Origin of the sequence: Amaricoccus macauensis, from assembly GCF_014201905.1 — a bacterium.
GTDB lineage: Bacteria > Pseudomonadota > Alphaproteobacteria > Rhodobacterales > Rhodobacteraceae > Amaricoccus > Amaricoccus macauensis.
Window position 1 is genome coordinate 888,156 of the sequence record NZ_JACHFM010000002.1, and the last position, 14,330, is coordinate 902,485.

Consider the following 14,330-nt stretch of genomic DNA (forward strand, 5'->3'; position numbering starts at 1 on the left):
AGTCCTTCCTGAGCGTCTGGCCTCCCGAAACCCGCAATCGCGTCTACGGGGAAATGCCTCAATCTTCGTTGCAATCTGGTTGACACGTATTGATTATCTCTGAAATATCAATGCGGTGACCACCGCGCGCAACTTGCGCAGCCCCCTTGCGAAACCCCCACACACGCCCTATTCCCACGCAATGACGCACCAGCCCGACCACCAGCGCCTCCTCATCGTCGATTTCGGCAGTCAGGTGACGCAGCTCATCGCCCGCCGGCTTCGGGAATCCCGCATCTTTTGCGAGATCCACCCGTTCCAGAAGGTCGACGCCGCCTTCCTCGCCGATTTCCGCCCGCAGGCGGTGATCCTCTCCGGCGGCCCCGCCTCGGTCACCGAGGCGTCGAGCCCCCGCGCCACGCCCGAGATCTTCGAGCTTGGCGTCCCGGTCCTCGGCATCTGCTATGGCCAGCAGACCATGATGGTCCAGCTCGGCGGCAAGGTCGAAGGCGGCCACCACGCCGAATTCGGCCGCGCCTACGTCACCCCGACCGAGACCTCCGATCCGCTTTTCACCGGCCTCTTCTCGACCGGCCGCGAAGAAGTCTGGATGAGCCACGGCGACCGGGTGACCTCCCTCGCCCCCGGCTTCTCCGTCATCGGCGAGAGCCCGAACGCCCCCTTCGCCATCACCGCCGACCCGGCCCGGCATTTCTACGCCGTGCAGTTCCACCCGGAAGTCCACCACACGGTGAACGGCGCGCGGATCCTGAAGAATTTCACCGACCTCGCCGGCTTCACCGGCGACTGGACCATGGCCACCTACAAGGAACAGGCAATCGAGGCGATCCGCGCCCAGGTCGGCGACGCCAAGGTGATCTGCGGCCTCTCCGGCGGCGTCGACAGCTCGGTCGCGGCTGTCCTCATCCACGAGGCAATCGGCGACCAGCTCACCTGCGTCTTCGTCGACACCGGCCTCATGCGCGAGGGCGAGGCCGACGAGGTCGTCACCCTCTTCCGCGACCACTACAACATCCCGCTGATCCACGCCGATGAGGCCGACCGCTTCATCGACGCGCTCGAGGGCGTCTCCGACCCGGAGGTGAAGCGCAAGACCATCGGCCGGCTCTTCATCGAGGTCTTCGAGGCCCGCGCGGCGGAGGTCGGCGACGCGAAGTTCCTCGCCCAGGGCACGCTCTACCCCGACGTCATCGAGAGCGTCAGCTTCACCGGCGGCCCCTCGGTCACGATCAAGAGCCACCACAACGTCGGCGGCCTGCCCGAGCGGATGCACCTGAAACTCGTCGAGCCGCTGCGCGAGCTCTTCAAGGACGAGGTCCGCGCGCTTGGCCGTGAACTCGGCCTGCCCGAGACCTTCGTCGGCCGCCACCCCTTCCCCGGCCCCGGCCTCGCCATCCGCTGCCCCGGCGAGATCACCCGCGAGAAGCTCGCGATCCTGAGGAAGGCCGACGCGGTCTACCTCGACCAGATCCGCCGCCACGGCCTCTATGACGAGATCTGGCAGGCCTTCGCCGTCCTCCTGCCGGTGCGCACCGTCGGCGTCATGGGCGACGGCCGGACCTACGACTACGTCTGCGCCCTGCGCGCCGTCACCAGCGTCGACGGCATGACCGCCGACTACTACCCCTTCAGCCACGCGTTCCTGTCTGAGACCGCCACCCGCATCGTCGGCGAGGTCAAGGGCGTGAACCGCATCACCTACGACATCACCTCGAAGCCGCCGGGCACCATCGAGTGGGAATGATTCTGGCCTACCCAAACGCCGCCGCTTGTCTCCAATATGCCTCAATAACGCTCTGAAAATAACGAGTCTTTCCTCCTCCATCTTTCGCCGTCAATCGCAAGGCAAGCCTCGCGATGGACGGGGGAGCTGACGGTATGGGACGTCCTGTGACATCGCGGAATTGCACATACCGTCATGGCTACGAGAGATTTCGACGGTATTTCATTGAAAATACAGGAAGATTTCCGACCCGGATTGGTCAATTTTGGTCTGACGGTGTTTTTAGGGGCTCTCTGACGCTTCTTGAACGAATTCGGAGGGTCCGCCGCTTACTGATGTTTCATTGAAGACACTGAAACCAAAAGAAAAAATATGCAATGTCTCTGACCGTGACGGGTGTATGTCGTCGTGAACCCATCGGGCGCCGTGGTATCCCCTATGACGACCGGATGCACGGTCGACGCGAGACCTTGACCCTCGGTCGCTACGGGCCGGCGGGCCTCTCTGGTGCGCGGGCGAAGTTGATCGACGCGCAGCGCTCGATTCAGGAAGGTCGGTCGACTACATCGAGCGCTTCTACAATCCCCGGCGACGGCACTCGACACTGGCTACATGAGCCCCGTCGAGTTCGAGGAGAAAGCCATGTTAGCTTAACCTGGTGTCCGAAAACCGGCAGCCGGCCAGGTCCCTGTTGGCTCCGCCGTAGATGAAATCGCGCCCGCCGTTCCCGCTGATGAGATCGTCCCCAGCCCGGCCATGGATTGCGTCGGCCCTCGCGGTGCGCTGCAGCCGGTCCTCCCCGGTCGTCCCGAATATCGATGCCATTGGTCCGGTGGTCCTCCGAAAGGTCTGTATCCAATGGCGCAAGCTTGGGCTGACGGTCCCGATGTCGCAACCGGCATGACAGGCCGCCCGGACGCTCCTCTCCACCGCCTCGGGATTAGGTGTTCAGTCCCGGCATCTGGTGGATGGGATTGACGATGAATCTTTCCGGCTCTGAAGTCCAGATTTTGCAGATGTATTCGTAAGGCGTGAGGCCGCCGAGTGTCTTTAGGCGGCGGGCAAAGTTGTAGGCGGCCATGAAGTCGCCCAGGTGCGTTCGCAGCTGATCGTGGCGCTCGTAGTGGAAGCGTTTGACGGTCGCATCCTTGATCGTGCGGTTCATCCGTTCGACCTGGCCGTTGGTCCAGGGATGGTTTGGCTGGGTCAGCCGGTGTTCGATACCGCTGGCCTCGCAGATCATGTCGAAACGCATTTGCCGGGAGGTGGCGGTGTTTCGATTGCGGGGCTGATCGGCAAACTGAATGCCATTGTCGGTGAGGATCGTGTGGATGCGGTAGGGCACCGCTGCCAGCACATGCTCCAGAAACTCCCAGGCGGTCTTCCTGTCGGCCATGTCCACGAGCTGCGTGACGGCGAACTTGCTGGTGCGGTCAATGGCGACGAAGAGATAGAGCTTTCCCTGCCCAGTCTGCACTTCGGCAATGTCGATGTGAAAGAAGCCGATGGGATAGCGCTTGAACCGCTGTCGTTTCGGCTTTTCGCCGCCCACCTCCGGTAGGCGCGAGACGCCATGGCGCTGGAGGCACCTATGCAATGCCGAGCGCGTCAGATGCGGGATTGAGGGCTGAAGAGCGTAGAGGCAGTCATCGAGGGGCAGAAGCGTGTGGCGCCGGAACGCCACCACCATGGCCTCGTCCGCTTCGCTAAGCACCGTCGAACGCGGCTCGGTGGGCCCGGTCTTACGGTCTTCGACCGTCTCCCGCTTACGCCACTTCGCCACCGTCTTCGGATTGATCCCAAGCTCCCGGCTCAGTTCCGAGAGCGAAGCCTGCGATCGCTGTATTGCTGCTCGGACGGCGTGCGTGGTCGTGGCGCTTCCATGACGAACTTGTCCCATAAGGCATCCTTCCATTCAAACGAAAGGATCACACCATCAAACCGTGGGATCAAACACCTAGACCCGAACGTCTTCGGCCGATGCAGGCCGCGCGCCGGGATCGGCCGAGATCGCACCCGGATGCGTGGCTCCCGAAGGGCGCCGCCAGCCCATGACGCCACCCCATGACGGACGTGCCGCCTCGCTTTATCCGCGCCTGCGCAGTATATCCGACCCCGCCGTCCCTGTGGCAGTCAGGCATGGCGCCACGGTTCCGCATCTCTCCGGGAGTCGTCCCCGATGGTGGACCCGTGGCATGGAAGCGGTCAGGAACGAGCCCGAGCCAACGTGAAAGAACAGATCAACCATCGCGGACAACATCCGGAGTCCGCGCCAGACGCCCGAATTTACCCGGCCTCCCGCCTCTCCGTCGCACCGATGATGGACTGGACTGACCGGCTGTGCCGCCTCTTTCACCGGCAGTTCACCCGCCGGGCGCTGCTCTACACCGAGATGGTGACGGCCGCGGCCGTCGTGCATGGCGACCGGGTGCGGCTCCTCGGGTTCGATCCGGCGGAGAAGCCGCTGGCGTTGCAGCTGGGTGGCGCGAGCCCGGGCGATCTCGCCACCGCGACGGGGGTTGCGCGCGAGATGGGGTTTGACGAGGTGAACCTCAACGTCGGCTGTCCGTCCGACCGGGTGCAGTCGGGTTGCTTCGGGGCGGCGCTCATGAAGACGCCGGAGCTCGTCGCCGACTGTCTCGCCGCGATGATCGAGGCGGCCGGGCCGGTGCCGGTCACGGTGAAATGCCGGATCGGTGTCGACGAGCAGGAGCCGGAGGCCGTGCTGCCCGCCTTCCTCGCCATGGTGGAGCGTACGGGCGTGCGCCATGTAGCGGTCCATGCCCGCAAGGCGTGGTTGCAGGGCCTGAGCCCGAAGCAGAACCGTGAAATCCCGCCGCTCGACCACGGGCTCGTGGTGCGGATGAAGGCGGCGTTCCCCGGGCTCACTCTCTCCATCAATGGCGGCATCGCCGATCTCGACACCGCCTGCGGCTTTCTCGATCGCGGCCTCGACGGCGTGATGATCGGCCGCGCGGCCTATCATTCGCCCGCGCTGCTCGGCGCGGTCGACCGGCGGGTGTTCGGCGAGGCGGTTGCAGACGTCAGCGGTGAGGCGGCGGTGCTCGCCATGCTGCCGTGGATCGAGGCCGAACTCTCCCGCGGCACGTCGCTTCACGCGATCGTGCGCCATATGCTCGGGGCGTTTCAGGGCCGACCCGGCGCGCGCGCATGGCGCCGCCTCCTCTCGGAAGAGGCGCACCGGCCCGGCGCCGGCCCGGACCTCGTCGAGCGCGCCCTCGCCCGCATCCAGCCGGAGGCGGAAGCTGCCTGACCGAGCCGGAGGCGGAAGCTGCGTGGACCGTGCCGGACGCGGCCTCAGCCGGCCACGGTCCGCCGCCGCCTGAACTCAGTCGACGAACGGCTCACCGTACTCTCGCCGGCCGATCAGGAATGCATCCGCGACGATGCGCAGCGGGCTCACGTCCACGTCGCTCTCGCGGGCGTGGATCAGGTCGGCAAACCGGCGGTAGAGCCGCGGATACTCCCTCTCCGCCTCGCGCAACTGCTCGGCCCCGTCGATCGTGAGACGCGCGCCGCCCTCGGAGAGCACCAGCCGCCCCCCGTCGGTCTCGACGCTGATGTCCCAGGTCTGCGGCCCCCGCTGCAACCAGTCGAGATCAACGCTGACCGGATAGCCGCCGGTCCCCCGGAGGCTCGCCCGCGCCGCGACCGGCGTCTGGCGGTTCGCCGGAAAGACCAGCGTCGCCGCCTCGACCCGGAACGCGCCGGGCAGGATCGCCGTCAGGATCGAGAGCGCGTTGATCCCGGGATCAAAGACGCCAAACCCGGCCGGCTCCCAGATCCACGCCTGCCCCGGATGCCAGCGCCGAACGTCCTCCTTCCAGACGATCGACGCCGACGTGATCCGCCGCCGCCCGAGCCAGTCCCGCGCCGCCGCGACCCCCGGCGCCTCGCGCGAGTGCCAGGTGGCGAATAGCGTCGCGCCCGTCGCCCGCGCCGCCTCCCGCATCGCCTCGACCTCGCCCAGCGTCGCCGCGGTTGGCTTCTCCAGCATCACGTCACGGCCTGCGGCGAGCGCCTTCAAAGCCATCTCCGTGCGCACCGACGGCGGCACGCAGAGCGAGACGGCCGCCTCCGGCCCGTCGGCGAGAAACCCGTCGATGTCCGTGAACTGCGCCACGCCCTCGACCGTCCCGCGACGCGACACCGCGGCCACCAGCTCGAAGTCCGGATCCGCAGCGATTGCGGGCACATGCTGATCCCGGGCGATCTTGCCGATCCCCACCAGCGCCACCGGGATCATCGCCCTCCGTCCACCGTCCCCGCCACCGCCGCTCACGTCACCCTCCGCACCGTCCCTGCCGCGACCCTAGCCGCGACGCCGGCACGGGCAACCGGAAACCCGGCGCCCTCCCATGCAATGATCGACCACCGGCAGACCGGCCCCCGGCATGGCCCCGGCATGATGGCACCGGCATGTTGGTACTGGCGCCCGCCTCACCGCTGGTCGAGGTACATCACCCGGTAGATGCTCGCGACACAGAGCTGCTCGGTCCGCGTGAACGCCCCGTCGTGGTCGTGGTCGCACTTCTCGATGTGGATCGGGCTCATCTTCGGATACTGCCGCTCGATCGCGGCGAGGCTCACCACCTCTTGCCGGGCCGCGGCCGGCAATGCCACCAGCGTGGCGAGGATCACCAGCACGATCCCCGGCAGCAGCATCACCCCCAAATGCCTCCCGACTCCCAGCGACATGTCCGAGCCCCCCAGACGACGGCAACGCCAGGCGACTCACAGGCCCCCGCCCGGCGCCGTCATGATCATCCTACACCCGAACCCCCCATGCCGCACGCCCGCGACAAGGTGCCTCCCCGCGACTTGGGGAACGCCGGTTGACCCTTCCGGTCCCGGCTCCTATCTTCCGGGCAAATTCCCCGGGATTCGACAAAATGACCAACCTCGCCCCGTCCGACCAGGCGCTGGCATCGGCACCCGCCCGTGCGCTCCACCCCACCGCGGCGATCGTTCTCGCCGACGGACAGGTGTTCTGGGGCCGCGGCTTCGGTGCCACCGGCGAGGCGGTCGGTGAACTCTGCTTCAACACCGCCATGACCGGCTATCAGGAGATCATGACCGATCCCTCCTACGCCGGCCAGATCGTCACCTTCACCTTCCCCCACATCGGCAACGTCGGCGTCAATGTCGAGGACGACGAGACCGCTGACCCGTTCGCCGCGGGCATGGTGGTGAAGTGGGACCCGACCGAACCGTCGAGCTGGCGCGCCACCGCCGATCTCGCCGACTGGCTCACCCGGCGCGGCCGGATCGGTGTCGGTGGCGTCGACACGCGGCGCCTCACCCGCGCCATCCGCCTGCAGGGTGCGCCGCATGTGACGATCGTGCATCAGCCCGATGGCGAGTTTGACCTCGACGACCTGCGCGCCAAGGCACGGGCTTTCCCGGGCCTCACCGGCATGGATCTGGCAAAGGACGTGACCTGCGCCCAGAGCTACCGCTGGGACGAAATGCGCTGGGCATGGCCCGAGGGCTACCAGCGCCGCGAGGGACCGGGCCGTCGCGTCGTCGCCATCGACTACGGCGCGAAGCGCAACATCCTGCGCTGCCTCGCCTCGGCCGGCTGCGAGGTGACCGTCCTGCCCGCCACCGCCACCGCCGAGGATGTCTTCGCCCACGACCCGGAGGGCCTGTTCCTGTCGAACGGCCCCGGCGACCCGGCAGCGACCGGCGAATACGCCGTGCCGATGATCAAGGAAGTGCTGGAGAAGTCGTCGATGCCGATCTTCGGCATCTGCCTCGGCCACCAGATGCTCGCCCTCGCCCTCGGCGCGAAGACGATCAAGATGAACCACGGCCACCACGGCGCCAATCATCCGGTGAAAGAGCTCTCCACCGGCAAGGTCGAGATCACCTCGATGAACCACGGCTTCACCGTCGATGGCCAGACGCTGCCCAAGGGCGTCGTCGAGACTCACGTGTCGCTCTTCGACGGCTCGAACTGCGGCATCGCCATGACCGACCGCCCGGTCTTCTCGGTCCAGCACCATCCCGAGGCGAGCCCCGGGCCGCAGGACAGCTTCTACCTCTTCGAGCGCTTCGTGGAGTCCATGGGGCAACCGCGCGATTAATCGTTAAGTCTCAACGGACTTAACTGCCGTTTAAGCCTGGCGTACCAATGCTCGCATCTCAGCGTGACGCGAGTATCGGGCATGGCACAGGTTCTGTCACTCAAGACCGCAGGGGCGCATCCGGCACCGGAGGCGCCCCGACGCTATCTCGGCGACGTTTTGGTCAGCTCGGGCCGGCTGGCCCGCGAACAGATCGACGCCGCCCTCCGGGCACAGCGCGGACAGAACTCGCTCCTCGGCACCATCCTCGTCGTCGAGGGCCTGCTGTCGCAGGACGCCCTCACTGACGCGCTCTCCGAGCAGTCCGGCCTCGGCCGCGCGGACCTCGACACCGCCCCCCCGGACCCGATCCTGCTGCAAGGCGTCGACCCGCTCGTCTGCCTCAGGCTCGACGCGATCCCGTGGCGCAAGCGCGGCGGCCGGCTGGAAATCGCCATCGTCAACCCGGCGAACGGCCCCGCGGCGATCGCGGCGTTCGGACCGGCGACCCTCGCCCTCGCGTCGCCTGACGCGCTGCGGACCACCATCACCCGGGCCTTCGGCGCGCGGATGCGCCGCCATGCCAGCCACCGCTGTCCGAAACGCCTGAGCTGCCGCAGCCTCGTGCGAAGCGGCTTCAGCCGGCGCAAGGCGGCCCTTGCCATCGGTCTCGCCGGCGGCATCCTCGCCGCGCCGCTCGCCGCCCTCAACATCGCGCTCGCCTGGCTCCTCGTCGCGAACCTCTCGAACGTCGTCCTGCGCGGGGTCGCGCTCGCCACCCGCCTGCGACGCGGCCCCCAACCGGTCGCCTCCGCCCCGAAACTCGTCGATTCCCGACGCCTGCCCCGTGTGTCCGTGCTGGTGCCGCTCTGGCGCGAGGCGCGCGTGGCCGAACAGCTGCTCGACGCGCTGGGCGCCATGGAGTACCCGGCGCCGCTTCTCGACATCAAGCTGGTGCTCGAAGAGGAAGACCTCACCACCCGCGCCGCCATCGACCGCTGCACCCTGCCGCCGACCATCGACATCGTCACCGTCCCCTCCGGAGCGCTGCGCACCAAGCCGCTGGCGATGAACTATGCCCTGCCGTTCTGCCGGGGCGAGGTGATCGGCATCTATGACGCGGAAGACCGGCCCGACCCGGGCCAGCTCCGCGCCATCGTCCACCACCTGATGGACGCGAGCCCGGACGTCGCTTGCGTGCAGGGCTATCTCGACTTCTACAACGACCGGAAGAACTGGATGTCCCGCTCATTCACCATTGAATATGCGGTCTGGTTCCGGGTGTTCCTGACCGGCGTGCAGCGCCTCGGCCTGCCGATCCCGCTCGGCGGCACAACGGTGTTCTTCCGCCGGCGGATGCTCGAGGAGATCGGCGCGTGGGACGCCCATAACGTCACCGAAGATGCCGACCTCGGGATGCGGCTCGCGCGCTTCGGCTACCGCTGCGAGATGATCCCGACCACCACCCTCGAAGAGGCGAACTGCGTCGGCGCAGCGGCATGGATCGGCCAGCGCTCGCGCTGGAACAAGGGCTACGCGCTCACCTGGGCCAGCCACATGCGCCGGCCGCTCCGGCTCTGGCGCGACCTCGGCTGGAAAGGATTCCTCAGTTTTCAGGTGCTGTTTCTCGGCAGCCTGACCGCCTCGGCCGCAATCCCGTTCTACTGGCTGACCGCTTTCGTGGCACTCGGGCTCGATGTCCCGGTCTGGGCACATGTGCCGCCGCTCATGGTCTGGGCGCTGCTCCTCACGGGGGCCACCGGGTCGGTCCTGATGATCACCGCGGCAAACGTCGGCCTGCGCGACCGCGCGAGCCGCGGCCGCTGGGGCTGGACCATCGCGTTCCTGCCGCTCTACTGGCTCCTCGCCGCGGCGGCGGTCTATCGGGCGCTCTGGGAAGTCTTCACCGACCCGTTCCACTGGACCAAGACCGAACACGGCCTTGATCCCTGACCCCCTCGGGCCAGTTCACGCTCAGCCCAGATACTTCTCCGCATCGCGCTTCAGCCGGGTCTCGAAGGCCCGGCTGATGTGCTCGCGGATCGCGGCGTCGGCCGCGTCGCCGTCGCGCCCCTCGATGGCGTCGATGATCGCCTCGTGCTCGGCCAGCGCCTGCGGGCCCCGGCCCTCGGCCGCGAGCGAGGTGGTGGCGACGAGCGCCATGGAGCGATGCACCATCTCGAGCTGCTGGATCAGGAAGCGGTTGTGGCTCGCCAGGTGGATCTGGTGGTGGAAGCGCTTGTTGGCACGCGCCAGCAGTTCCGGCCGCGTGACGATCTCGCGGTCCCGGCGGGCAAGCTCGCGCAGCACCCGCACCTCTTCGGGCGCCGCGTGCTGCGCCGCGAGCCGGGCGGCGAGGCCCTCGAGCTCGGCGCGCACCACGTAAAGCTCTCCGAGCTGGTCGTGGGTCAGCGCCGAGACGACGAGACTGCGCCCGTCGCGCGCCAGCACGCCTTGCGTCTCGAGCCGCTGGAGCGCCTCGCGGATCGGGGTGCGCGACACGCCGAGACGCTCCGCAAGCTCCGATTCCACCAGGCGATCCCCGGGGCGGAACTCTCCCCGGTCGATGGCGTCGAGCACCAACTCGTATGGATCCTTGGTCATGTAGGGCCGGCCTGTTCGCGGGGACAAAGGCCGTGGCCTTCGCAAGCGGTGACTTTCGTTGATATTGCGTTGGTGCGCAAGGCATAATTGTTTTGAATCATGCACTTGTTCGAGGTGCGCAACTTACGCGGCCACTGCCTCCCGTCTCGCGCTTGCCTGCGCCCGCGCCGAAGAGTAGTCAGACCCCATGTCCCGTGCCCGCTTCATCCACGTCGAGACCTGGGTCTTCGACCTCGACAATACGCTCTATCCGCCCGCCGCGCGCCTCTTCGACCAGATCGAGGCCCGGATGAACGCCTACGTCATGCAGACCCTCGGGGTTGTCGAGGACGAGGCGGCCCGGCTGCGGCGCCACTACTGGGAGACCCACGGCACGACCCTCGCGGGTCTCATGCGCGAGCACGCCATCGACCCGGTCGCCTACCTCGCCGACGTCCACGAGATCGACCTCGCCGGCATCACGCCCTCCGAGGCGCTGCGCGACGCCATCGCCCGCCTGCCCGGCCGCAAGATCGTCTACACCAACGGCTCCCGCGAGCACGCCCGCCGGGTGACTGCCGCCATCGGCCTCGACGGCGCCTTTGACCGGCTCTACGGCGTCGAGGACGCAGGCTACCTGCCCAAGCCCGAGCCCGCCGCTTTCGACGCGATCTTCGCCCTCGACGGCCTCGACACCACCCGCGCCGCGATGTTCGAGGACGACCAGCGAAACCTCCGCGTGCCCCACGGCCTCGGGATGCGCACCGTCCTCGTCGGCCCCGCCGTCGATCCCGAACCGGCTTACGCGCACGTCCATCACCGGACCGATGATCTGGCCGACTTCCTCGGGCGGCTCGCATGACCACCGCCGCCGGCATGACCCGGATCGACACCGACGTCCTCGTCGCGGGCGGCGGCGTCGCGGGCCTGACCGCCACCGCCGCCTTCGCGGCCGCGGGCTTCCGCGCGCTCTGCGTCGACCCGGTCCCGCCCGTCACCTCGGCCGAGGCCGACGGCTCGGACCTGCGCAGCACCGCGTTCCTGATGCCCGCGGTCGACCTCCTCGCCCGCGCCGGCCTCTGGGAGCGCCTCGCGCCCCACGCCGCACCGCTCCGCATCATGCGCATCGCCGACGCTGGCGGCGCCCCCGGGATCGTGCGCACCACCGCCGATTTCGACTCCGCCGAGATCGGAGCTGACGCCTTCGGCTACAACCTGCCGAACTGGCTGCTGCGCCGCGAAATGGTGGCCGCGCTCGACGAGACCCCGGGCGCCGAACTCCGCGCCGGCGTGCGCGTCACCGGCCTCACCCCGCGCACCGACGCGGCCCTCGTGACCCTCTCCGACGACACTCAGGTCCGCGCCCGCCTCGTCGTCGCTGCCGACGGCCGCGACAGCGCCGTGCGCGAAGCCGTCGGCATCGGCACCCGCCGCTGGGGCTACGGCCAGAAGGCGGTGGTCTTCACCGTCGCCCACGCCATGCCGCATCAGGGCGTCTCGATCGAAATCCATCGCACCGGCGGCCCCTTCACGCTGGTCCCGCTCCCCGACCGCGACGGCGAACCTGCCTCGTCCGTCGTCTGGATGGACACCGGCCCCCGCGCCACCGCCCTCGCCGGGCTCGCCGAGGCGGAATTCAACGCAAGCCTCGCCGCCCGCAGTTGCGGCGTGCTCGGCGCAATCCGCGTCACGAGCCCACGCCGGGTCTGGCCGATCATCACCCAGATCGCCGACCGCCTCGACGGCCCGCGCACCGCGCTTGTCGCCGAGGCCGCGCACGTCGTCCCGCCAATCGGTGCACAGGGTCTCAACATGAGCCTTGCGGACCTCGCGACGCTCCTCGAACTGGCGGCAACAGCCGACGACATCGGTGCGCCGGACCTCCTCGACCGCTACAACCGCCAGCGGCACCGGGACATCCGCCTGCGCATCGCCGGCATCGACGCGCTGAACCGCGCCGCCATGGCCGAGGCTCGCCCGCTCCGCGACCTGCGCCGCCTCGGCCTCGCCACGCTCCACGGCCTGCCGCCACTCCGCCACGTCGCCATGCGTCTCGGCCTCGGGGCGCTCAGGCCCCGTGGCCACGCGGATAGGCATTGACCGGCGGCTGCTCCCAGCCCTCGGGAAGCGCCGCAGGCTTCAGGATCTCCACCATCAGCGGCCAGCACTCCGCCGTATCGCTCGAATGCTGCGCACTGCAATCGCCGCCCGGGCACGCCGACAGCGCCCCGAGCAGGTCGATTTCCGCGAAGCACGTCAGCGCGTCGCCGGGTCGCACCGGGCTCGCCTTCATGATGTACTGCCCGGTCTGCCGGTCGAACCCGGTGCACATGAAGACGTTCAGCACGTCATGCACGTAGCCCTCGGCTTCGCTGATCGGCATCCCCGTCGTCGCCGCGAACGCGCGAATCAGATTGGAGTGACAGCAGTGGTGATAGTCGCCGCCACTCAGCAACCGGTTGGTATATGGATCGCAGCGCGTGCCGATGACATCATGCACCCCGCAGCCGAACTCGTCCCTGCCGTACCATTCGAGGCTGTCCTCGACCACGGTCGCCATCGGCCGGAGATACGGCAGGACCGACCAGAGCCGACACCCCGACGTCACGTGCGTCCCGTGCAGCGCCCGGGTCTTTCCCGAGAAGAACCGCTCGCCCAGCTCCCGTGCGTGCCAGAGGTTCAGATCCCCGACCTGCGGCCCGCCGACACTGGTAATGCGGAAGAAATGCCCCGCCGGTGCCATGAAGCACCGCGCCTCGCGGGGCGGCACCATCACCACGTCGATCCTCTCCGCACCGTCGAGCGCGGCGCGGAACCCCGGCAAATCAACCGGCGGCAGCGTCTCGGGAGGATAACAGACGACCGGCCTGACCGCACGGCGGGCAGCGGCGTCAACGGGCTCAGCGGGCTCTGACATATTCATCGCGCGACCCTAGCGGAGGCCGCAGTCTCAGACCAGTCTCAGACCAGTGGCGGCTGATCTTTCTCTTCGGACAGCATGACGTTCGACTCGACGGCACCCACCCCCGGAAGCGTCATGATCCGCCGCCGGAGAATGCGCTCGAAGTCGGAAAGATCACGCGCCACCACCCGCAGACGATAGTCGAAGACACCGAGAACGTGCTGCACCACCTGCACCTCGGGGATTGCCGTCACCGCCCGCTCGAATCCCTCGAGGTCGAGCCGACCCTTCGCCGCCAGCCGCACGCCGACATACACCGTCACACCGAACCCGAGCTTCGCCCGGTCGAGCACCAGCCGCCGTCCGCGGATGACGCCCGCCTCCTCCAGCCGTCGGATCCGCCGCCACGCCGCCGGCTGGCTCAGGCCGACCGCCTCCCCGACCTGCTTGGCATTCAGCCCGCCATCGGCGGCAAGCGCCCGCAGGATGGCCCGGTCAAGGTCGTCGAGGTCGATCACAGCGGCAACCGGTCGGTGGACTTCAGTTCCGAGACGAGCATCAGCGCCTCGATCTCGGCGATATGCGGCAGCGCGAGGATCTTCGTGCGGTAGATCTCCTGATAGTGCGCCAGATCGCGCGCGGTCACATCCATGCGCACATCGACCCGCCCGAGCAGCGTCTGGATCGACTCGACCTCCGGCAGCGCCCGCGCCCCGGCGAGAAAGTCGTCGAACGCCCGAGGCGTCGTCTTGTCGAGGGTCACGCGCAGGAACACCCGCACCTCGTAGCCGAGCGCGCGCCGGTCGATCTCGACCCGCCGCCCGAGGATCACCCCGTCGCGCTCCATCCGGTCGATCCGCCGGGCACAGGCCCCGGTCGAAAGCCGGGCACGGCCGGCCACATCCGCGACCGCAAGGCCTGGGTCCTCCTGCATCACCCGCAGGATCCGTCTGTCGATATCATCGAGCACCTGCATTCAAACTCCGCCATTCACAGGTTTGACGAATGATCTCCACGGAAATCCCGATGAATG

General features: G+C 68.1%; 14 protein-coding genes and 1 pseudogene. 7 read left to right on the forward strand and 8 right to left on the reverse strand.

Annotation, left to right across the window (positions count from 1 at the left end):
• The first annotated feature begins 181 nt into the window (after positions 1-181).
• Entirely contained in the window at positions 182-1,744 is a 1,563-nt protein-coding gene (gene guaA / locus HNP73_RS11685) for a glutamine-hydrolyzing GMP synthase (protein WP_184149243.1), read from the forward strand.
• Positions 1,745-2,282: 538 nt separating this feature from the next.
• Positions 2,283-2,377 (forward strand): annotated as a pseudogene (locus HNP73_RS11690) (IS3 family transposase); the annotation flags it as partial.
• On the opposite strand, the gene HNP73_RS11695 reads toward HNP73_RS11690, so the two are convergent.
• Positions 2,369-2,548 carry a hypothetical protein gene (locus HNP73_RS11695; protein WP_184149247.1) on the reverse strand — a complete coding sequence of 60 codons (180 nt, stop codon included), beginning with the start codon at positions 2,546-2,548 and terminating at the stop codon, positions 2,369-2,371. The pseudogene HNP73_RS11690 and the gene HNP73_RS11695 overlap by 9 nt on opposite strands.
• 115 nt (positions 2,549-2,663) lie before the next feature.
• On the reverse strand, positions 2,664-3,623 hold the full coding sequence (locus HNP73_RS11700; protein ID WP_184149250.1) for an IS481 family transposase: 960 nt from the start codon (positions 3,621-3,623) through the stop codon (positions 2,664-2,666).
• Positions 3,624-3,950: 327 nt separating this feature from the next.
• On the opposite strand from HNP73_RS11700, the gene dusA reads away from it, so the two are divergent.
• On the forward strand, positions 3,951-4,997 hold the full coding sequence (gene dusA / locus HNP73_RS11705; protein WP_425486631.1) for a tRNA dihydrouridine(20/20a) synthase DusA: 1,047 nt from the start codon (positions 3,951-3,953) through the stop codon (positions 4,995-4,997).
• 75 nt (positions 4,998-5,072) lie between these two features.
• Here the strand turns inward: dusA and HNP73_RS11710 are convergent, their stop codons facing one another.
• On the reverse strand, positions 5,073-6,026 hold the full coding sequence (locus HNP73_RS11710) for a Gfo/Idh/MocA family protein (RefSeq protein ID WP_343063273.1): 954 nt from the start codon (positions 6,024-6,026) through the stop codon (positions 5,073-5,075).
• 158 nt (positions 6,027-6,184) lie between these two features.
• Positions 6,185-6,442 (reverse strand): hypothetical protein, encoded by a 258-nt coding sequence (locus HNP73_RS11715; protein WP_184149256.1) that lies wholly within the window; start codon positions 6,440-6,442, stop codon positions 6,185-6,187.
• Between the two features lie 194 nt (positions 6,443-6,636).
• Here HNP73_RS11715 and carA point away from each other — a divergent pair, with 194 nt between their 5' ends.
• Complete coding sequence (gene carA / locus HNP73_RS11720) at positions 6,637-7,833, forward strand: glutamine-hydrolyzing carbamoyl-phosphate synthase small subunit (RefSeq protein WP_184149259.1); 1,197 nt, start codon at positions 6,637-6,639, stop codon at positions 7,831-7,833.
• A gap of 81 nt (positions 7,834-7,914) precedes the next feature.
• Positions 7,915-9,765, forward strand: coding sequence for a glycosyltransferase family 2 protein (locus HNP73_RS11725; RefSeq protein ID WP_184149262.1), 1,851 nt, complete (start codon positions 7,915-7,917; stop codon positions 9,763-9,765).
• A gap of 21 nt (positions 9,766-9,786) precedes the next feature.
• Here the strand turns inward: HNP73_RS11725 and HNP73_RS11730 are convergent, their stop codons facing one another.
• A complete protein-coding gene (locus tag HNP73_RS11730; protein WP_184149265.1) occupies positions 9,787-10,416 on the reverse strand; it encodes a GntR family transcriptional regulator in 630 nt (209 codons plus the stop codon).
• Positions 10,417-10,603: 187 nt separating this feature from the next.
• On the opposite strand from HNP73_RS11730, the gene HNP73_RS11735 reads away from it, so the two are divergent.
• Both HNP73_RS11735 and HNP73_RS11740 read left to right on the forward strand, forming a co-directional pair.
• Positions 10,604-11,257 (forward strand): pyrimidine 5'-nucleotidase, encoded by a 654-nt coding sequence (locus HNP73_RS11735; protein ID WP_184149267.1) that lies wholly within the window; start codon positions 10,604-10,606, stop codon positions 11,255-11,257.
• A 14-nt stretch (positions 11,258-11,271) separates the two neighbouring features.
• Positions 11,272-12,495, forward strand: coding sequence for a UbiH/UbiF family hydroxylase (locus HNP73_RS11740; RefSeq protein ID WP_184150656.1), 1,224 nt, complete (start codon positions 11,272-11,274; stop codon positions 12,493-12,495).
• Here the strand turns inward: HNP73_RS11740 and HNP73_RS11745 are convergent.
• From HNP73_RS11745 to HNP73_RS11755, 3 genes are read right to left on the reverse strand one after another with little or no spacing between them, the layout of a single operon-like run.
• Positions 12,464-13,312 (reverse strand): urea carboxylase-associated family protein, encoded by an 849-nt coding sequence (locus HNP73_RS11745; RefSeq protein ID WP_184149270.1) that lies wholly within the window; start codon positions 13,310-13,312, stop codon positions 12,464-12,466. The genes HNP73_RS11740 and HNP73_RS11745 overlap by 32 nt on opposite strands.
• A 44-nt stretch (positions 13,313-13,356) precedes the next feature.
• A complete protein-coding gene (locus HNP73_RS11750; RefSeq protein WP_184149273.1) occupies positions 13,357-13,815 on the reverse strand; it encodes an Lrp/AsnC ligand binding domain-containing protein in 459 nt (152 codons plus the stop codon).
• On the reverse strand, positions 13,812-14,267 hold the full coding sequence (locus HNP73_RS11755) for a winged helix-turn-helix transcriptional regulator (protein ID WP_184150659.1): 456 nt from the start codon (positions 14,265-14,267) through the stop codon (positions 13,812-13,814). Before HNP73_RS11755 ends, HNP73_RS11750 begins: the two co-directional genes overlap by 4 nt.
• Positions 14,268-14,330 lie beyond the last annotated feature (63 nt).